Source organism: Abyssisolibacter fermentans, assembly GCF_001559865.1.
GTDB classification, from domain to species: domain Bacteria; phylum Bacillota; class Clostridia; order Tissierellales; family MCWD3; genus Abyssisolibacter; species Abyssisolibacter fermentans.
Map to the genome: position 1 here is coordinate 69,220 of NZ_LOHE01000045.1, position 19,260 is coordinate 88,479.

The window sequence follows — 19,260 nt, forward strand, 5'->3', positions numbered from 1 at the left end:
ACATAAGAAAATATATGAAATTTTTATGGCTTTATCAACAAAAAGTGTTATAATATTACTGTAATATGTTAAAACTTAATAAGTTGACTTAAAGGAGAGAAAAAGTGCATGAAAAAATTAACAACTAAGAGACAAGTAAGTAACATTTTAACACTATTATTGATATTATCAATGGTATTTGCGACAAATGTATTTGCAGAAGATAGCAAAACTGTCGAAGTAAGAGGTTACACTTATGAAGGCATGACTGAAGAAGAAATAACTGCGATTAATCCACATTTTTCTGTATCTAATGTAGTAGATACATTTGATGTAAAGAAAATTGATCAAGGAATGGATGCAGGTCTTATTACTGAATCGCCAGCAACAGTTAAGTTATTAGCTGATGGTGGAGTTATATTTGATGTTTATAAATTAACTAAGAACGGTGAGAACTACGAGTATGATTATGATAAGGCATTACCAATATCAGGTCAAGTTAAAGTGTATGTACCTGATGAGTCAGGGGCTTTAGATGAGAATGGTATGAAGAAATATGTAGAAAAAACCATAGATATGACAGAACTTGATAAATATGAAGTTGATATGCCAGAATATTTACCTGGATGTAGCGTTACTTTAACTGAGCCTGGAGATTATTATGTGATATTTAGGTATGCAGCAATTGAAGGAGCTGCACAAGCAATTATTACAGTTAAAGGTACAACAGATTCAGATGAAGGTACAGTTGATTCAGACTTAACTACAGATACATTAACAGCTCAGCCAACTGCATCAAAAGTTTTAGTAAATGGTACTGAAACTTCTTTTGACGCGTATATGATAAATGGCAATAACTATTTTAAACTTCGTGACCTTGCAAAGGTTGTAAGTGGAACAGAAAAACAATTTGAAGTAACTTGGGATGGTACTAAAAAGGCTATTAATTTAATTTCTAACAAAGAGTATACTACAGTAGGTGGAGAAATGGTTGCTGGAGATGGTCAAGAAAAAACAACTATTTTAAGTACTTCTAAGATATACAAAGATGGTCAAGAAATTACTTTAACAGCTTATACAATTAATGAGAATAACTATTTTAAATTAAGAGATATAGCAAAAGCATTTGATATTGGTGTAACTTGGGATGGTGCTACAAGTACAGTAGGAATAGATACAACTACAGGATATGTGGAAGAATAGTGAGCAAAAGGACTTATTTTTAAATAGGTCCTTTTTTATAAGTACGTTAAATATTAATGCAAAGCAAAAAAACTTGAAAATGCTTTAGATTAGTAGGGATATGTAAAAGCTTTTTATTTTGTAAATAATTTTGATTTTTATGATATTTCACTACTATAGTTTAGTTTTTGATTTTATAGAAATATTAAAACACTTTTCAATAAATATATTGATTCAAGACACTTTATTTGGATATTATGAATTAAGTTTTTAAATAGGGTATTTAAGATTAGAGATTTACTTAAAAAAATAGCATACGAAAATATATAATATTTATTGAAAAGGAACGGGAGAAAAAATCTATGATGTAAATCTAGATGAAATAGTTAATGTTTAAAATTAAAGAATAAGTAGTTTTATGTAAAATCATTTGAAGACAGAATTGCGTAATGATGAAAGTTTTTAATTCTAAGTATATAAAAGAGGTGAATACTAAAGATGGAATCACTAGAAAAACAAATATATGAACTTGAAAAAGAGTTATTGAAGCCTGAAATTAGGATGTCTCAAGAAAAAATAAGCGAATTAGTGGCTGAGGATTTTTTTGAATTTTGTAGTTCTGGAAGCATATATCATTATTACAAAGGTGATATCTTTATTGCAGAGAGTAATTTATATGAAATTAAGTGGGAAATAAGAGATTTTGCTATAAAACAACTGTCTAGTGAATGTATATTAGCGACATATAAAATAATTAAACATGATGAGATAGATGAAAATATTAAACCCAGATTATTCATAGAAAATCAAATATTTTACTGCATCCTTCTGATTATAAGATTTCCATTAAATTCTCGACATACCAACTCGGTATGCCTTCGAATTCACTGGAATCTTCTAATTCAAAATTATACAGCACACTATTCAAAGTCATATGAATAATCAGGGTTAAATATTCGCTTCGTAGCTCTATATGGAAATTTATTAATGGTACATGGAAAATGATTTTTCATCAGGGGACATTGACCTCTAGTATTTAAGAGCAGGTAATGTGCCTATGCTTAAATTTGTTTGTTATAGGGGTTGATAAAATGACTTTAAAATGTCCAGTATGTGGAGAAAAAACTATAAGTATAAACGATAAACTAACTAAAGGTAAAAAGAAAAGGATAAAGTGTAGCAACTGTAAAAGTGAACTAGTACCATCTAATTGGTTTATAGTATTAATATTTTTTCAAACTATAATATATAGTCTTATAACAACTAACGATATGCATATAGCAGAAAAGATTATAATAAGTGTTTTATTATTTATATTGCTTTTATGTGCATTTATCTATATTGTTTCTTTGGAAAAATATGAAGAAGAAAATAGCTAAGTAATTTTCAACTATATAAAAGAACAGGCTATTTTATAAACTAATTGCCTGCTTTTTTAACTTACTCAATAGATTTTAATTGATTTATTAAGTTATATTTCTTGAATTGGAATTGAACTTATATTACAGATTTACTTTTTCCAACAAAAAGGACTTTTGAACCATTCGATGTACCCATCTACTGATTTAACTTCAAATCCAGCTAAATGATAGAGTTCTAGAGCAAATTCTAAATAGGCTTCTGGTTTTGCTGAAACTATTTTTCTATCACTTTCATACATTGAATAAGTTAAAGTACCGTTTGTTGGTAAATGGTCATAAGTCTCGTTTTGCTGATAATATCCTGTAAAGCTTCTGCTAGATAAAACACCAGCATGTGCCATATAATCAACACCACCACAAATTCCACCAATAATAGTACCATTTTCTTCACAAGATTTAATCAATGCAAGAATGTCTTCTTTGATGATGGCTTTACCTCCAGGGATGATCAATACATCAATTTCCTCTGGCTTTACTTCATTTATTTTCTTATCAATAAGTACCCTTTTTCCATCTACACATGTAATAACTTCTTGGTCACTTGAAATAGTAAATAAATTCTCATTTTTAAATAACAATGTAGGGATACATATTTCTGTTTCAAAATAACCATCATATAAATATAATGCAACGTTCATTAACAACACCTCCAATTACATAATATAATAAGAACTCTGACATATACTTGTCAGGGTTTAAAATGTTTTTGACAATATATATGGTTGTAAATAAAACAAGGCGCAAGAAGTTCCCCCACCTTGTTGAAACGGTGTGTTGCAATTATTACGTAATTATTTCTGTTATTATAATGATTAGGGTATACAATATAACAATATTCATTTATTATAAAGACTCAATGTGCATTCTAAAAAGTATTAAAATAAATGAGATTATGTTATTATGTAAATATAAAAATTGAAATGAGTAATATTGAGATTTTGTAATTTTATTACCGAATCCAAGATTAAGCAATGAATAAAGCAGAAAGGAAGTTATTGTATGAGAAGATATGTTATTAATGCATAGCAAAGGCTATTGCATAATAAAAATTGATTAATAATAGCCTTTGCTCAATCCTTATATTGTATTTTATTAGGAGGAGCATTATGAGCTATGTTAAAGCTGAAAATATATTACCACAAGAAATTATTGAGTTAATTCAAAAATATGTTGATGGTGAGTATATTTACATACCAAGAAAAAACTCCAATAGAAAAGCATGGGGTGAAAATACTAATACTAAAAATGAGATTAAAATAAGAAATACTACCATATATAAAAAGTACATAAATGGTATCACTGTTGAAGTCCTCGCTTCTGAATACTATTTATCTAAGAAAAGCATACAGCGTATTATTCTTCAAGAAAAGAGAAAGCTATCAGATTAAAACTATAATAATGAGAAAAGCAGATGCTTTTCTCATTATTATTTCTGAAATGTTTTTGAGGTTGTTATATTAAAATTGTTATGATAGATTTATTTTAGAAGTATGCAATGGAAATTGATTATGCTTTAAGTGAAAGAGATAATACTAGATTATATGGAGGATACGAAATATGAACGAGAGAAAGGAATTAGTCATTAATGATAAAAGGTACTATTTAGTAAAGAATTATAAAGATGATGATAAGCTTAGAAAAAGTTTTAATGAATTAACAAGAAAAACTTTTGGATTTGATTTTGAACAATGGTATCAGCAGGGATATTGGCAAGAACGATACATTCCGTATTCTTTGCTATGTGATGATGTAATAGTAGCAAATGTTTCAGTTAATACAATAGATTTCTTGGTCAATGGAGAGTTAAAGCATACAATACAAATCGGAACAGTAATGACTGATGAATTATATCGAAATCAAGGATTAATTACGTATTTGATGGAGACTGTATTTAAGGAGTATGAAAAACGTAGTGACTTAATATATTTATTTGCAAATGATAGTGTGCTTGACTTTTATCCCAAATATGGATTTAAAAAAGCAGATGAATATCAATATATAAAACAGTTAAAAAAGAAAGAAACAGCTTATGTAATTAGGAAACTTGATATGAATGACGAAAATGATAAAAATACCTTTACTAGATTAGCTTCAAATGCAATTCCTATTTCAAAGATATCTATGGTAGATAATTTTGGACTTATTATGTTCTATTGTAGTTCATTTATGAAAGATAATATTTATTATATTAAAGATTTAGATATTGCTGTTGTTGCAGGATATGATGGCAATAAATTATATTTACAAGATGTCTTTAGTGAAAAAGATTTTAATTTAGAAATTGTAATTAATGAGTTAGTAAATCAAGAAAATATGACAGTAACTTTAGGATTTACTCCTTTAGAGGATGAATCATATTCTATTGAAATATTAAATGAAGAAGATACAACATTATTTGTAAAAGGGAACAATATCATAGGAAAATCAATGTTTCCAATATTATCTCACGCTTAATGAGGGACACGTTAGCTTATTCCATGTATAATTATCTAATTTCATACAACACAATTAATTATTAAATTGAGTTCAATGCCAATATTTTCAGTATTATAATATAAGAATCAAGAAACTGTTTAATAAATAACTAGCATAATTACTAGGAGCCATGCAGGGTTTCTTTCTAAGGAACATTAGTGTAAGAGAAAGATTCCTGCATGGTTTATAAGTGTATTATTTCATTCAAAGCTTATCTATAAAAGAATTATATAACCTATGAAAATCTTGAGTTGAGAGATTTTTATAATGTAGTGAATTCTCAGCTATATTTACTCATTTCTCCTAAATTCCCATTAATATCTCTAATTAATTACTATACCTTACAAGTTTTCCTAAGACATATTAAGAAAATCTTAAGATTTAGCTACAGTTTTTATTAAGATATTTATTCTATAATTTTAATATGATTATAAATGAAAATATCTAATATAAAAAAGGAGTGTCAACAATGAAAAAGAAGATAGTAATAGGATTAACCATAGTGATATTATTAGGTATAATAAGCTTTATGTTTATAGAAATTAAACCAGATGGAAGTATTTCGTTTGATATTGATGGATATTATAAGCGTCATTTTATGGATGAAGATGAATTTGTTAATTTAGAAGAAGAGGCTTTAAAGCTAGAAACAAATTCAGTAGCTGGTAAAAAACTAGTATCCTTTGAAGCAGAAGATTTAAACGGTAATAAAATAACAGAAAAATTATTTAAACGAAATAAATTGACAATGCTACATTTATGGGGAACTCATTGTAGTAAATGTATTAAGGAAATGCCAGATTTAGAAAAACTGTACAAAGAAATTTCCAAAAAAGATGTGAATCTAGTAGGAATTGTAACTGGTGTTAAAGAAGATGAAAATAAAAAAGAAGCTAAAAATATTGTTAAGAAAATTGGTTTGACTTATACTAATATTATTCCAGACAAGTCATTGATAGATGAAATAGTATCTAAATTTGACTATGTTCCAGTTTCTATTTTTATTGACCAAGAAGGAAATATATTAAAAACACATATTGCAGGTGCGAATTCTTATGAAGAGTATCTTGAAATAATCAATGAAGTTTTAAAAGATGTAGGTAATTAATAAATATAGATAGTAGTATTAAAAGTGAAAGGAGCTGCTAAATGAAAAACAATAAAAAATACGTACAAATAGGATTAATTATGTTAAGTATAATTTTTGTTCTAGTGGGTATTTCAAGAGGAGAAGTGGCAAAAGTTTTTATAAAATCAATAAATATATGTTTGGAGTGTATAGGTATTGGATAGGTTAAAGAGAAAGATTGTTCAAATTATAGTTGCTATAGGAACAAATGGATATTTTAAAGGATTTATAGATGGCACTATTTACAAGGGAAATAGCAAGCATATATGTGTACCTGGACTTAATTGTTATTCATGCCCAGGTGCATTAGGTTCATGCCCTATAGGGTCTCTGCAAGCAGTTATATCAAGTGTTAAATATAAATTTTCTTATTATGTTATAGGTTTATTGATGTTTTTTGGTGCTTTTTTTGGGAGATTTATTTGTGGGTGGCTTTGTCCGTTTGGTTTAATTCAAGAATTGCTAAACAAAATACCATCACCAAAGTTTAAGGTTAATAAAAAGCTTCATGGACTAAAATATTTGAAATATATAATATTGGTGCTATTTGTTATATTGCTTCCTATGTTTATGGTAAATGATTTTGGCATGGGAGATCCTACTTTTTGTAAATACATTTGTCCTGCAGGAACTTTAGAGGGAGGAATTCCTTTAGTTCTAATGAATAAATCGCTTCAAAGTGCTATAGGATGGTTATATGCATGGAAAGTTTTCTTACTCATTGTTACTATTATATTATCAATTGTTATATTCAGACCTTTTTGTAGATTTATATGCCCACTAGGAGCTATATATTCTTTCTTCAATCCTATTTCGTTATACAGATATAAGGTTGATAATAATAAATGTACAGGCTGTGGAATATGTGGTAAAAAATGCAAGCTAGATGTAGAGGTATATAAAAATCCGAATAGCTTAGAATGTATAAGATGCGGTGAGTGTATATCTAATTGTCCTAATGATGCAATACGTGTAGTAATAGGAATGAAAGAAAAACAATAGATAAGGAGAAACTATAGATGAAAAAATTTATAATTATATGTATGGCGGTTATGCTCATATTTAATTTCACTGGATGTGGTAAGAAGAAATATACAGAAGAAGATTTAAAAAAGGAAATGAAGGAATATGAAGAACAAGCAAAAAAGAGCTTTGATGGTTATGAAAAAGTTCCTGATTTTAATTGTATAGATGTTAAAGGGAATGAAATTAACCAAGAAATATTCAGCGATTATAAGTTAACAATGATCAATATATGGTCAGCTTACTGAGCACCTTGTGTAGAAGAACTGGAAGTTCTTCAAGAATTGTACGAAGAATTGAAAACTGAAAATATCAATGTTGTAGGTATCTTACAGGATTACGAAGAAACTAAGGACGAGGTTGCTAAAATAATAGAACAATCAGGGATAACATATACAAATATAGTACCTGATAAAAAATTTAATAAGAAATTTGTTAGCGCTACTATTGGTAATCCAACAACTTTATTTATTGATAAAGAAGGAAATATTGTAGGACAAACAATAGTTGGAGCTATAGAAAAAGAGAAATATGAGAAGGCGATAAAAAAAGCTTTAGAAGAAATAAATGAATAAGGGATGTAAATAAAAATTTATTTTCAAAACTTTCCTGAAAGTTTTAAAATATTGTTTATATTATGTAATTTTAAAGTAAATCTTTATTGAATTTGGTTTAATAGTTAAACCCTGATTATTCATATAACTTTGAATAATATGCTGTAAGTTTCTGAATTAGTAGATTTCAGTGAATTCGAAGGCATACCAAATTGGTACGCCTGCCATTCAATGGATATCTTCTAAACATGAGCAGAGAACTAAAATCTGTGATTTTATGTGAATCGCTTATTCATTCGGAGAATGAGGTTCAATTATAAAAGGTATTTAATTTTCTATGAATAATCTGGGTTAAAGAAGAGAAAGGAATTGATTGTATGTCAAATGAAATAATTTTGGTTGTAGATGACGAAAAAGAGATTAGAGAGTTAATAAAGATTTACTTAAAGAATGAAGGTTATAATATAATCTTAGCTAAAAATGGAGAAGAAGCATTAAAAATTTTAGAAGACCAAGAAGTACATTTAATAATATTAGATATCATGATGCCTAAATTAGATGGCATAAAAGCCTGTATGAAAATTCGTGAGGAAAAGAATATGCCTATTATCATGCTTTCAGCAAAAAGTGAAGACATGGATAAGATCATGGGACTAACAACAGGGGCAGATGATTATATGACAAAACCTTTTAATCCTTTAGAATTAGTTGCCAGAGTAAAATCTCAGCTTAGAAGATATATGAAACTAAATAAAGGAAAGGAAGAGACAGATAATAATCATATCATTGAAATAGATGAATTAGTTATTAATATGAATACCCATGAAGTAAAAGTAAAAGGTGAAAATGTAAAGCTTACTCCTACAGAATTTGAGATATTAAAGTTATTGGCACGGAATAAGGGAATGGTATTTAGTATAGAGAAGATATACGAAAGAGTATGGAAAGAAACTTGTTATAATGCAAATAATACAGTGATGGTTCATATTCGAAAAATTAGAGAAAAGATTGAAAAAAATCCAAGAAAACCACAAATCATCAAAACTGTATGGGGAGTGGGGTATAAAGTTGAAGGATAAACTGAAAAAGATAAACATAAACATAAAGGCATTGATACGCTTATATAAGTATATTAAGGAAAAACTTACAGGCAATATTCGACTAGAGCTTATTGGAACTATCATATTATGTACAGTTGTTAGTGCAGTATTCTTTTTTGTTTGTATGCAATTTGTTGGTATTTTTCAAATTAAAAAATATGTAAATTATAGTGATGGACTAGAACGGATGCAGAATGAGGTTGAATCGTTGGTAATGGAAATACCCAAACAGCAATATAGCATTTATGATAAAGAAAATGTACAAAAACTTGTAGATGGTCATGCTGATAAGGGTAAGATACTTATTACAGATTTAGATGGAAAGGTTATTTACAAAACAAATAATGCTGATGAAATACAAGTAGATATATATAATGTTATAAAAAATATTAATGAAAATAGATACAGATATCAAGAATATTGGAGATGGGGCCAGTCAATACAAGAACAAGTGTTTATTTATTCGGTAAATTTTAAGGATGAAAGAGCATATGTTTTATTAAAGGGCATCCCTTATGGAGAAATTGAATACTTTTATGATGATAAAGATATAATTTATCCAATTATCATTGTTTTAGCAGTAATACTGTTATTATTCTTATTTTTCATATTAACAAAAAGAAAAGTATTATATATAAAAGATCTGTCAGATGGACTTATAGAGATAGCAAAGGGAGATTTAGATTTTAAGATAGCTAAAAAGGGTAGTGATGAGTTAAGCTTGCTTGCAAAAAATATTAATAATATGAGTGAAGCCTTAAAGAATAAGATTGAAGAAGAAAGGAGAGCAGAGGCTACAAAAAATGAGTTAATTACTAATATATCTCACGATTTAAGGACACCTCTTACATCTATTATTGGCTATTTAGGATTAATAAAAGAGAAAAGATATCAGCATGAAAGAGAGCTAGATGAATACACTCATATTGCTTATAATAAAGCGAAAAAATTAAAATTACTTATAGATGATTTGTTTGAATATACAAAAGCAAGCAACAAAGGGCTAGAATTATGTAAAAGAGAGATAATACTTAATGATTTATTAGATCAGTTAATAGAAGAATTTGTACCTGTTTTTGAAGAGAATAACTTAAAAATAGAAAAAGAAATAACTGAGGAAAAAATAAAGCTTTTAATAGACCCAGATAAAACAGTAAGGGTATTTGAAAATCTACTTATGAATGCAGTAAAATATAGTCTTAAACCAGGGAAAATCAAAATATATATTTATAAAGAGGATAATAATGCAGTAGTTTGCATTCAAAATAAAGGTCGCAATATACCTAAAGAAGAATTACCCTATTTGTTTGAAAGGTTTTACAAAACAGACAAATCTAGAACATCTGATAATAAAGGAACTGGTCTTGGACTAGCCATAGCAAAAAGTGTTGTAGAGCTACAAGGAGGAAATATTTGGGTAGAATGTGAGGATGAAGATATAAGATTTTTTGTAAGCTTTAAGTGTTAAAAATTTCTACTAAGTTATTATTATACATTTTATTTGGATGTAGAGTTTATGTTGGACCTAGGTATAGTATTCTTTAAGGATTATAAATAAATGTTTTAGAGATAATGAAATATTAAATTATAAAAGACCAGTTCATAATGAGCTGGTCTTTTGATAGGTATTTAATTATTCAGCACAATTCATATCATAATATAGCATCAATGAAAATTGGAACAATAATAAACCGTTGTAATAAAATTAAACCATGCAACCTGTTGTTTTATCACGTTTTCAAATAATGTACTAAAATTGTTCCAAAAATTAAAATGTCTTAACTCAATAAAAGTGATTAAATGGCGTTTTGTAAGTTGGCATAAAATTTGCAATATGATTATCGTGTATTAGAATATATGAGAATAATAATTTAAAAGGATGTTGATAATAAATGAAAACACCACAAGAAATAACGAAGAATTTATATAGTAAAGCAGTATCTTTTCTAGAAAGACCATGCAGAGAAATATTAATAGGAGGTATTTTAGCAGGGGTTTTTGTTAGTCTTGCTGCTATTACATCAGTAACAGTATGTAGTGATATGAGTTCATACTTTGGTATTGGTTTTACAAAACTAGTATTTGGAATAGTGTTTAGTTTAGGATTAATACTTATTGTTTTATCAGGTAGTGAGCTTTTTACTGGCAGCAACCTTTATATTGTTCCAGTTTATAATAATAAAAAGCTAGTAAAAAAACTAGTTATTAAATGGTGTTTGATTTACGTAGCCAATCTAATAGGAGCTATTATAGTTATTTTTCTAATCTTAAATACAGGAATTCTGAACGATGAAATAATAAGCTCGTATTTAGTTAAAATTACAGATTCAAAACTTAAATTGACCATAGTACAGGCATTTGTGAGAGGAATATTGTGCAATTTTTTAGTGTGTTTAGCAGTAAGAGTTGGTGAAGCTTCAGATAGAGTATCGGGAAAGATAATAGGATATATATACGTAATAGGTGCGTTTGTTATAAATAGTTTTGAACATAGTATTGCCAATATGTTTTTTATACCAATTGGTATAATTTTAGGAGCAAAACAAGGATTAAATTATTCATGGTATACATTTATTTTTAATAACTTATTGCCAGTTACTTTAGGAAATATAGTTGGTGGAGCATTATTTGTTGGAACAGTGTATTATATTATGCATTGTAGATATTTTACTAATGGAGATAACTGTACAATGTTGAAAAATAGTAGGAGTGGTGATAGTGGAAATTTCTAGGCTCGAAATAAAAACAATAGATAGACCGAATATGACTTATGATATATCAGGTGTTTTTGTTAAATACAATGTAAACATAATATGGATGGAAGTATACACGTTTGTTGTATATGTGAAATTTAAAAAACTAGATTTGCATATGCAATCAATGATAAAAAATGAAATACTTTCTATAAATGGAGTAAAAAGCGTTAAAGAAATTAATTTGATTAGTGTAGAAGAAAGAGAGATAGAAATTAAGACTATTATGGATACAGTATGGCAGGGGATTATACTATTAAATAAAGATGAAAATATAAAATATATTAATAAATATGCTTTGGAAAACATTTTTTTTACATCAGAAATTGATGTAATAAATAAAAATATATCTGAATTACTATCAAATCATTATTATAAAATAAAAAAAATTCTAAAAAATGTAGAGAAATCCAGAGAAGTAGTGGATTTAGAAGTACCTTTTCATAATAAAAATTATTTATTGAGCATTAATTCAATGATAAGTGAAGATGATATTTTACTTGGGTACATTATTACATTACAAGATACTAAGAGAATGGATAAATTGTTAAGTCTAAAAAGATATGAAAATCGAATAACTTTTAAAGATATTATCGGAGAAAGTAATCAAATTGTTGATTCAATTAAAAATGCAAAAGTTTTTTCTCAATCCGATTCGTCAGTTTTAATAATGGGGGAAAGTGGTACGGGAAAAGAAATATTTGCAAGAGCTATACACAATTTAAGTAGCAGATCAACATATCCTTTCGTAGCTGTTAATTGTGGAGCAATTCCAGATCAATTGTTAGAAAGTGAATTGTTTGGATATGAAGGTGGAAGCTTTACAGGAGCTAAGAGCAATGGAAAATTAGGAATTTTTGAAATTGCTAATGGAGGAACTATATTTTTAGATGAAATTGGTGAAATGCCACCGCATTTACAAGTTAAATTACTAAGAGTATTACAAGAAAAGAAGATGAGAAAAATTGGTAGTGATAAGGAGACTAGTATTAACGTTAGGATTATATCTGCAACTAATAAAAATTTAAATAAGATGGTTAAATCGAATCAGTTTAGGCTTGATTTGTTTTATAGAATTAATATTTTTACATTAACAATTCCACCGCTTAGAGAAAGGAGGGAAGACATAAAGGTTTTAGTAGAATACTATGTTAAACAGTTTTCGAAAAAATATTATAAAGATATAAAAGGTATAACAACTAATGCTATGGATAAGTTAATGAATTATGAGTGGTATGGTAATGTAAGAGAATTGCAAAATGTAATAGAAAGGACAGTAGCTTTAAATTATACAGGTGAAATAAAACAACAAGATATCATGTTAAATAAATCTATAAACATAGAGTATACAAATACACCAACGTCGCTAAAAGATACTTTAGGTAGAATAGAGAAGGAAATAATCATTAAAGCTTTAAAGAACCACAATAGCATAAGAAAATGTGCAAAGACGCTAGGTGTAAGTCATACATTATTAATAAATAGAATGAAAAAATACCAAATCAATTATAGTGAGTGGAGGCATTAAAATGAATAAAGACATTATGACAAGATTAGTACGTTTGGGAGAAAAAATTCCTCAATCTACATCTATACCTAAGACGGTACCTATATACATGAGTTCATCTTTTTCGTTTGATGACGTAGAAACATTAGAAGATATATACAATGGAGAAAGCAAAGGATATGTATATTCCAGAATCAGTAATCCGGGACAAGATGTATTAAAAGAAGTCATAGTTGGCGTAGAAGAGGGACAAGCTGCTCAGGTTTATAGTTCAGGAATGGCTGCTATATCAATGAGTATTTTAGCGCATGTAAAATCCGGCGACCACATTATTGCTGGCAATGTTCTATATGGAGGTAGCTATCAGTTTTTGAAAGACGAATTAAATAAATTTAATATTGAAGTGACATTTATAGATTTAAAAAATGAAAATATCGAAAAGTACTTTAAAAGTAATACAAAGTTAGTATATATGGAGACTATTTCAAATCCATTGATGGAAGTAATTGAAATAAAAAGAATTAGTACTATTTGTCATGAACATAATGCTAAGTTAATAATTGATAATACTTTTGCTACCCCAGTAGTTTGTCAGCCATTAAAATTAGGTGCAGATGTTGTAGTGTATAGTGCAACAAAATATTTGTGTGGTCATAGTGATGTTATGGCAGGTGTTGTAATATCAGATAAAGATACTATTGATAAGATTAGTCATACTGGGTGTTTATATGGTCCTACTCTAAGTCCATTTGATAGCTGGATTTTAACAAGAAGTTTGAGAACTTTAAAACTTAGGGTTAAACAACACTGTGACAATGCGTTGAAACTTGCTCAATACTTAGAAAAACATGAGAAAGTTAAAAAAGTATACTATCCAGGATTAGCTTCATCAGAATATAATAGTTTAGCAAAAGAAATGTTTAATGATAATCTTTTTGGAGGAATGTTAAGTGTGGATCTAGTAGGAGGTGAAAAGGCTGTTTGGGATTTAATTAGAGTGTTAGAGAATATAAAATTTGTTCCAAGCCTAGCTGGTGTTGCGACATCACTATCATATCCAGTTAAAACATCTCATAGAGCAATGAATGATGAAGAATTAAAAAAAGCAGGTATATCAAAAGGTTTATTGAGAATATCAACTGGACTGGAAAATATAGACGACATAATTAGTGAATTCGAAGAAGCACTTAAAAGAATATAAATTCTATAACAAAGAAGTTAAAGTAAGATTCATATTTATTATATTATTATAATATAAAGATATTTTGCACCTACTACATTCCAAAAATTATAAAAATAGTAAAATAAAAACAATAAAAATGGTTAAGGAATGCTCTGAAAATCAGAGCTTCCTAATAATCATTAACAAAAGATAAACACATTGTTAATTGCAAACGATTTCAAATACAAAATAATGGAGGCTAAAGAATGGAAAACAAAAACAGAGTAAAAGCGAATGGTAAAGCATTAATACCTTTTTTAGTATTTATAATTATTTATTTAGGCAGTGGTATAATATTACAATCAAAGGGAGTTGAAATGGCTTTTTATCAATTTCCTGCACCAATAGCTGTATTTTGTGGTGTAATTGTCGCATTTATAATGTTTAAAGGAACGATAAATGACAAATTCATGAGATTTATTCATGGGTGTGGTAATGAAGATATAATCATTATGTGTACAATATATTTATTAGCTGGTGCATTTGCAGGTGTATCAAAAGCAATGGGTGGAGTTGACTCTACCGTTAACTTAGGATTAACTTTCATACCAGCACAATACATTGCAGCAGGATTATTTGTTATCTCTGCATTTATATCGATAGCTACAGGTACATCTTGTGGAGCTTTAGCAGCTGTGGCTCCTATTGCAGTCGGACTTGCTAGCAAGGCAGGGTTGGATGTTTCTTTAACAATGGCAGCTGTAGTAGGTGGATCAATGTTTGGAGACAATTTATCAGTTATATCAGATACAACAATAGCAGCCACAAGAACACAAGGTTGTGAGATGAGAGATAAATTTAAATTAAATTTATATATAGCTTTACCACCAGCTATAATAACCATTATTCTACTTATTATTTTTGGACATCCTACAAGTGTACCACAAATGGAAGTTTATGATTATAATATAATAAAAGTTCTTCCTTATTTGTTCGTATTAATATTGTCTATAGCAGGATTAAATGTTTTTGCAGTTTTAACAGGTGGTATCTTTGTATCAGGCATAATAGGACTAGCTTATGGAAATTTATCATTACTTTCTTTTGCACAACAAACATTCAATGGCTTTACAAGCATGACTGACATTTTCTTAGTATCAATGATAACAGGTGGATTGGCACATATGGTAACAAAAGAAGGTGGGTTACAATATTTGTTAGATAAAATACAAAAAATGATTAAAGGTAAGAAATCAGCAGAAATAGGGATAGCATCACTTGTTGCCTTGACTGACGCAGCAATAGCGAACAATACGGTATCAATTATTATAAATGGTCCTATAGCAAAAGAGATATCAGAAGAATATAAAGTAGATCCTCGTAGAAGTGCTTCGTTATTAGATATCTTTGCTTGTGTCATGCAAGGAATCATACCTTATGGTGCACAGATGTTAATGGTAGGAAGTTTTACAAAAGGAGCAGTATCACCTTTGAATGTAATACCATTGTTATGGTATCAACAATTACTTGTTGTTTCTGCTATATTATCGATGTTTATACCATTTGCTGATAGAATTATAAAAAAGAATCCTTGGGATTGGAAAAAAGGAAAAGCAGTAGAGAAAATCAGTTCTTAGAAATATAAATTTACTATATAATGATATAAGTAAGAAGTTAATATATTAGATAAGGAATAGGAGCTAATTACATTTCATAAGGGTTAGCTCCTTGTTTTAAAACAAAATTTATTTTTGTTTAAAGTAGTAAGTGATTAATACTATTTAACCAATTATTTTGTAAATAAATCTATTCCTATATTTAAGTAACAATTTGTGAATTCTAATGAATAAGATTATTAAAGCGTATAAGTTTTTATTTACTATTCTATCAAAAAGACATAAATAATGCTGATTTATCAAGAAACTCTATACTACTAGAATCACTAATTATCTTTTATTTCAGCTAATATTTTAGGTACAACCTGTTTTTTCCTTGATACAACACCATCTATAAATACCCCTTGAGAAGGTACTATATCAAAAGCTCTTTTTAGTATTGAATCATTTTGAATCTTATATAATATATATGAACCATTTTTTAATATGTCTGTGATTAACAAGAGTGTTATATAGTGATTTCTATTCTTGTTGATTTCATTTATATATGAAATAAAATCATCTTTTCTTCTAAATACATCATCAATATCTAGTGTAAATACTTGACTTACACCTACCCTGTATTCACCCTCATCAAATTCCTTAAAATCTTTATTAAATATTTCTTCTATACTCTCATTTTCAAGTGAAGTACCTGCTTTAAACATGTCATATGAATATTTGTCTAAGTCAAGATTTAATATGTTGTTTAAATCTGCAACTGCACTTTTATCCTTTTCAGTTGTAGTAGGTGATTTAAAGTATAAAGTATCTGATAAAATTCCTGATATAAGTAATCCGGCGGTTGCTTTATCAATTTCTATATTTTCTTCTTTATACATATAGTAAACTATGGTACAAGTACTACCTAAAGGCATATTTCTAAAATTGATTGGTTCATCAGTTTTTATATCTCCAATTTTGTGATGATCAACAATTTCAAGTATTTGAGCTTCATTTAAACCTGATATACTTTGAGTTATTTCATTATGGTCAACTAAAATTACTTTTTTTCTATTAGGTTTTAATACATGCAATCTATTTAAAACTCCTAAATACCTACCCTTTTTATCAAGTACAGGGTAATAAGAATGTCTATTTGTAACCAATTCTTCTTTAACATCTTCTAAATATTCATTTTCATAAAATGATGATAGATTGTCTGTCTTCATAATAGTTGATATATAATTACATTGATTTATTAATTTTGATGCAGTATAAGTATCGGTGTTAACAGATATTATAGAGACATTATTTTGCTTAGCAGCAGCTAAATATTTGGCGGGAATCTTTTTTCCACCTGTTAGAATTATAAGCTGAACCTTAGATTCTATAGCAGTAGATATAGCTTCATACATGTCTCCAACAATAACTACGCTATTACCATCTAATACAGATTCTTTTCTTAAAGTTTTATGATAAAGAGATATGACAACAATATTTCCATTAATTTCTTTATTTTGTCCAATTAACAATTTGCCATCTAAATCTTTTAATATATTGTCTAAGCATGTATCTAGTTTATAATAATTCCCTTTTATTAATGACATTGCAATATCCTTCATAGTAACAATTCCGATTATTCTTTTATTATCATCTACCACAGGAAGTGTTCGTATATTATTTGCTTCCATTTTTCTATATGAGAAAAGAATAGATCTATATTTAGTAATAGATTCTACTTTGTCATAATCTAAATCTTTTACCTGTGTTTTCACATTGTCTAGCAATATAGGTTTATTTACATTAAAATAATCCAACACATATTTAGTCTCTTTATTAATATTTCCAAGACTACAAGCAATAGCATTATATCCTAGTTTGTTTTTTAGATTGCTAAGAGCTAGAGCTGATGTTATAGAATCTGTATCAGGATTTTTATGACCAAAAATAAACATAGTTAAAACTCCTTATATGTGATTTCATAATATGCGGTTTTACATATTAAAATATTATGTCCTCATATTATATCATTGATTTAATATATATCAAATATCTATTTATATAGATAACATAGACTTAAGAAAAATACATTAGTGTATATATAAAAAAAGAAAAAGCTGTTTAAACTTTGTCCAAACAGCTTTATATTATTGATAAACAATATATTAATATGGTCGTCTTGCAGTGACATATTTTGAATTATAGTAACCAGAATTTAGGTTTGAAATAGTGATTGCTTTTTTAGTTGATGATGCATGTATAAATTTACCATCACCGATATAAATACCACAATGAGTAATCACCTTGTCATATTTTCCTGATGTATCAAGAAAAACCAAGTCTCCTGGTTGAAGATTATTACGGCTTATATACTGACCATATTTCCCTTGAGTCTTTGACGTTCTTGGTATTGATATGCCATTCTTTTTATATACGTATTGAGTGAAACCAGAACAGTCAAATCTACTAGGACCAGCAGCACCATATACATATGGCACACCTAAATATTGTTTAGCAACATTAACAATTTTTGTTGACAACCTTGTATCAGATCTTGAAGATAGCGAAGCTTCAGGTATTTGTGATGACGGTTTTGCAAGTTCATCATAAACCCAACCAACAATATTATCGCCAGTTGACACCTTAAACCAATCATCTTTTTTGTCTAAAATAAATAAGTTAGTACCTTTAATTAGTTTTGTTACAACAGTTGATTCTAATGAATAAGATTTTCTCATATTGACTACATTTTCACTTGCAGTCCATTTTGGATAAAGTGATATCAATTGAATATAGTCTGAATGAATCCAAGCAGATTTGGAATTTTCTAAAAGAATCTCGTACCATTCATTTTTCTTATCAACTATTAGAACTAAGCTATCTTTAGATTCCTGAGTTAATATGTTTGAGTTTATACTCGGCTGTTGCCTAGCATTAAGAAGCTCAGCAGTTACTAAACCCTTTTTAAAATATTCAATATTTCTTACAGGTACTATGTAACTAGTTTCAATCCAACCTGTTAAACCAGTAGGTATTTTTATTTGTGTCCAATTATTTTTTTGTCCAATGATTTCTACTCGTTGTCCCAGATTTAGAGTTCCCAAAGTTTGAGAGTTTTGATTAAGCTCCTTTTTGATATTTATATTTGTACCTATTATTTTTCCCTCTATTTGTTTTTCAGCATTAGCTGTATATGGTATTAACAATAGTACAAATATAGAAAAGCTTATAATTAGAAATGATTTGATTGTTTTTTTCATGCTCTGCCTCCAATATTGGATATGTCAGATACTGCAAGAAATGATATAAGCTATTAAAAACATTATAACATTAACTATAAACCTTGTGCATGGTAATTAATACCAATAAATATGATT

Annotated in this window: 18 protein-coding genes and 1 pseudogene; 16 read left to right on the plus strand and 3 right to left on the minus strand. The window is 28.1% G+C overall.

The annotated features are described in order from the left end of the window. Positions 1 to 108: 108 nt before the first annotated feature. The 3 genes from AYC61_RS07245 (at position 109) to AYC61_RS07255 (ending at position 2,540) form a co-directional block, all read left to right on the plus strand. Positions 109 to 1,182: a stalk domain-containing protein gene (locus tag AYC61_RS07245; RefSeq protein ID WP_066498796.1), complete on the plus strand. Its 1,074-nt coding sequence runs from the start codon at positions 109 to 111 to the stop codon at positions 1,180 to 1,182. A 477-nt stretch (positions 1,183 to 1,659) separates the two neighbouring features. Continuing rightward, positions 1,660 to 2,103, plus strand: coding sequence for a hypothetical protein (locus AYC61_RS07250; protein WP_156456378.1), 444 nt, complete (start codon positions 1,660 to 1,662; stop codon positions 2,101 to 2,103). A gap of 149 nt (positions 2,104 to 2,252) precedes the next feature. Next, positions 2,253 to 2,540 (plus strand): hypothetical protein, encoded by a 288-nt coding sequence (locus AYC61_RS07255; RefSeq protein ID WP_066498805.1) that lies wholly within the window; start codon positions 2,253 to 2,255, stop codon positions 2,538 to 2,540. A 131-nt stretch (positions 2,541 to 2,671) separates the two neighbouring features. On the opposite strand, the gene AYC61_RS07260 is transcribed toward AYC61_RS07255, so the two are convergent. After that, positions 2,672 to 3,220: a DJ-1/PfpI family protein gene (locus tag AYC61_RS07260; protein WP_066498808.1), complete on the minus strand. Its 549-nt coding sequence runs from the start codon at positions 3,218 to 3,220 to the stop codon at positions 2,672 to 2,674. A 468-nt stretch (positions 3,221 to 3,688) separates the two neighbouring features. Between AYC61_RS07260 and AYC61_RS07265 the strand changes: the two genes are divergently transcribed. From AYC61_RS07265 to AYC61_RS07320, 13 genes and pseudogenes are all read left to right on the plus strand, one after another. Then, the gene (locus tag AYC61_RS07265) at positions 3,689 to 3,970 is read left to right on the plus strand and encodes a CD3324 family protein (protein ID WP_066498811.1); all 282 of its coding nucleotides are present in this window, start codon (positions 3,689 to 3,691) and stop codon (positions 3,968 to 3,970) included. 169 nt (positions 3,971 to 4,139) lie between these two features. After that, positions 4,140 to 5,036 carry a GNAT family N-acetyltransferase gene (locus tag AYC61_RS07270; protein WP_066498821.1) on the plus strand — a complete coding sequence of 299 codons (897 nt, stop codon included), beginning with the start codon at positions 4,140 to 4,142 and terminating at the stop codon, positions 5,034 to 5,036. Between the two features lie 490 nt (positions 5,037 to 5,526). Beyond that, the gene (locus AYC61_RS07275; RefSeq protein ID WP_066498825.1) at positions 5,527 to 6,165 is read left to right on the plus strand and encodes a TlpA family protein disulfide reductase; all 639 of its coding nucleotides are present in this window, start codon (positions 5,527 to 5,529) and stop codon (positions 6,163 to 6,165) included. 41 nt (positions 6,166 to 6,206) lie between these two features. After that, entirely contained in the window at positions 6,207 to 6,350 is a 144-nt protein-coding gene (locus tag AYC61_RS21670) for a CD1871A family CXXC motif-containing protein (RefSeq protein ID WP_202906809.1), read from the plus strand. Further along, positions 6,343 to 7,188 (plus strand): 4Fe-4S binding protein, encoded by an 846-nt coding sequence (locus AYC61_RS07280; protein WP_066498828.1) that lies wholly within the window; start codon positions 6,343 to 6,345, stop codon positions 7,186 to 7,188. Before AYC61_RS21670 ends, AYC61_RS07280 begins: the two co-directional genes overlap by 8 nt. Positions 7,189 to 7,205: 17 nt before the next feature. Further along, positions 7,206 to 7,457: an EexN family lipoprotein gene (locus tag AYC61_RS07285; RefSeq protein WP_066498834.1), complete on the plus strand. Its 252-nt coding sequence runs from the start codon at positions 7,206 to 7,208 to the stop codon at positions 7,455 to 7,457. 15 nt (positions 7,458 to 7,472) lie between these two features. Beyond that, positions 7,473 to 7,784: pseudogene (locus tag AYC61_RS07290) on the plus strand (TlpA family protein disulfide reductase); the annotation flags it as partial. A 356-nt stretch (positions 7,785 to 8,140) separates the two neighbouring features. Beyond that, positions 8,141 to 8,842 (plus strand): response regulator transcription factor, encoded by a 702-nt coding sequence (locus AYC61_RS07295; protein ID WP_066498846.1) that lies wholly within the window; start codon positions 8,141 to 8,143, stop codon positions 8,840 to 8,842. Further along, entirely contained in the window at positions 8,832 to 10,331 is a 1,500-nt protein-coding gene (locus AYC61_RS07300) for a HAMP domain-containing sensor histidine kinase (protein ID WP_082759843.1), read from the plus strand. The genes AYC61_RS07295 and AYC61_RS07300 overlap by 11 nt, the downstream gene beginning before the upstream one ends. Before the next feature lie 424 nt (positions 10,332 to 10,755). Continuing rightward, positions 10,756 to 11,595 (plus strand): formate/nitrite transporter family protein, encoded by an 840-nt coding sequence (locus AYC61_RS07305; protein ID WP_066498856.1) that lies wholly within the window; start codon positions 10,756 to 10,758, stop codon positions 11,593 to 11,595. Further along, complete coding sequence (locus AYC61_RS07310; protein WP_066498861.1) at positions 11,582 to 13,144, plus strand: sigma 54-interacting transcriptional regulator; 1,563 nt, start codon at positions 11,582 to 11,584, stop codon at positions 13,142 to 13,144. Before AYC61_RS07305 ends, AYC61_RS07310 begins: the two co-directional genes overlap by 14 nt. 1 nt (position 13,145) lies before the next feature. Beyond that, positions 13,146 to 14,324: a trans-sulfuration enzyme family protein gene (locus tag AYC61_RS07315; protein WP_066498863.1), complete on the plus strand. Its 1,179-nt coding sequence runs from the start codon at positions 13,146 to 13,148 to the stop codon at positions 14,322 to 14,324. Positions 14,325 to 14,551: 227 nt separating this feature from the next. Continuing rightward, on the plus strand, positions 14,552 to 15,922 hold the full coding sequence (locus AYC61_RS07320) for a Na+/H+ antiporter NhaC family protein (RefSeq protein ID WP_066498866.1): 1,371 nt from the start codon (positions 14,552 to 14,554) through the stop codon (positions 15,920 to 15,922). 305 nt (positions 15,923 to 16,227) lie between these two features. Here AYC61_RS07320 and AYC61_RS07325 read toward each other — a convergent pair whose 3' ends face one another. Together AYC61_RS07325 and AYC61_RS07330 are read right to left on the minus strand one after the other, a co-directional pair. Next, positions 16,228 to 17,838: a putative manganese-dependent inorganic diphosphatase gene (locus tag AYC61_RS07325; RefSeq protein WP_066498872.1), complete on the minus strand. Its 1,611-nt coding sequence runs from the start codon at positions 17,836 to 17,838 to the stop codon at positions 16,228 to 16,230. Positions 17,839 to 18,048: 210 nt separating this feature from the next. After that, positions 18,049 to 19,143: a C40 family peptidase gene (locus tag AYC61_RS07330; protein WP_066498878.1), complete on the minus strand. Its 1,095-nt coding sequence runs from the start codon at positions 19,141 to 19,143 to the stop codon at positions 18,049 to 18,051. Between the last annotated feature and the right edge of the window lie 117 nt (positions 19,144 to 19,260).

Coding starts and splice junctions, on each gene's coding strand:
- AYC61_RS07285 (WP_066498834.1), top strand. CDS start 7,206: ATGAAAAAATTTATAATTATATGTATGGCGGTTATGCTCATATTTAAT.
- AYC61_RS07270 (WP_066498821.1), top strand. CDS start 4,140: ATGAACGAGAGAAAGGAATTAGTCATTAATGATAAAAGGTACTATTTA.
- AYC61_RS21670 (WP_202906809.1), top strand. CDS start 6,207: ATGAAAAACAATAAAAAATACGTACAAATAGGATTAATTATGTTAAGT.
- AYC61_RS07305 (WP_066498856.1), top strand. CDS start 10,756: ATGAAAACACCACAAGAAATAACGAAGAATTTATATAGTAAAGCAGTA.
- AYC61_RS07260 (WP_066498808.1), bottom strand. CDS start 3,220: ATGAACGTTGCATTATATTTATATGATGGTTATTTTGAAACAGAAATA.
- AYC61_RS07295 (WP_066498846.1), top strand. CDS start 8,141: ATGTCAAATGAAATAATTTTGGTTGTAGATGACGAAAAAGAGATTAGA.
- AYC61_RS07325 (WP_066498872.1), bottom strand. CDS start 17,838: ATGTTTATTTTTGGTCATAAAAATCCTGATACAGATTCTATAACATCA.
- AYC61_RS07255 (WP_066498805.1), top strand. CDS start 2,253: ATGACTTTAAAATGTCCAGTATGTGGAGAAAAAACTATAAGTATAAAC.
- AYC61_RS07245 (WP_066498796.1), top strand. CDS start 109: ATGAAAAAATTAACAACTAAGAGACAAGTAAGTAACATTTTAACACTA.
- AYC61_RS07275 (WP_066498825.1), top strand. CDS start 5,527: ATGAAAAAGAAGATAGTAATAGGATTAACCATAGTGATATTATTAGGT.
- AYC61_RS07315 (WP_066498863.1), top strand. CDS start 13,146: ATGAATAAAGACATTATGACAAGATTAGTACGTTTGGGAGAAAAAATT.
- AYC61_RS07330 (WP_066498878.1), bottom strand. CDS start 19,143: ATGAAAAAAACAATCAAATCATTTCTAATTATAAGCTTTTCTATATTT.
- AYC61_RS07250 (WP_156456378.1), top strand. CDS start 1,660: ATGGAATCACTAGAAAAACAAATATATGAACTTGAAAAAGAGTTATTG.
- AYC61_RS07265 (WP_066498811.1), top strand. CDS start 3,689: ATGAGCTATGTTAAAGCTGAAAATATATTACCACAAGAAATTATTGAG.
- AYC61_RS07320 (WP_066498866.1), top strand. CDS start 14,552: ATGGAAAACAAAAACAGAGTAAAAGCGAATGGTAAAGCATTAATACCT.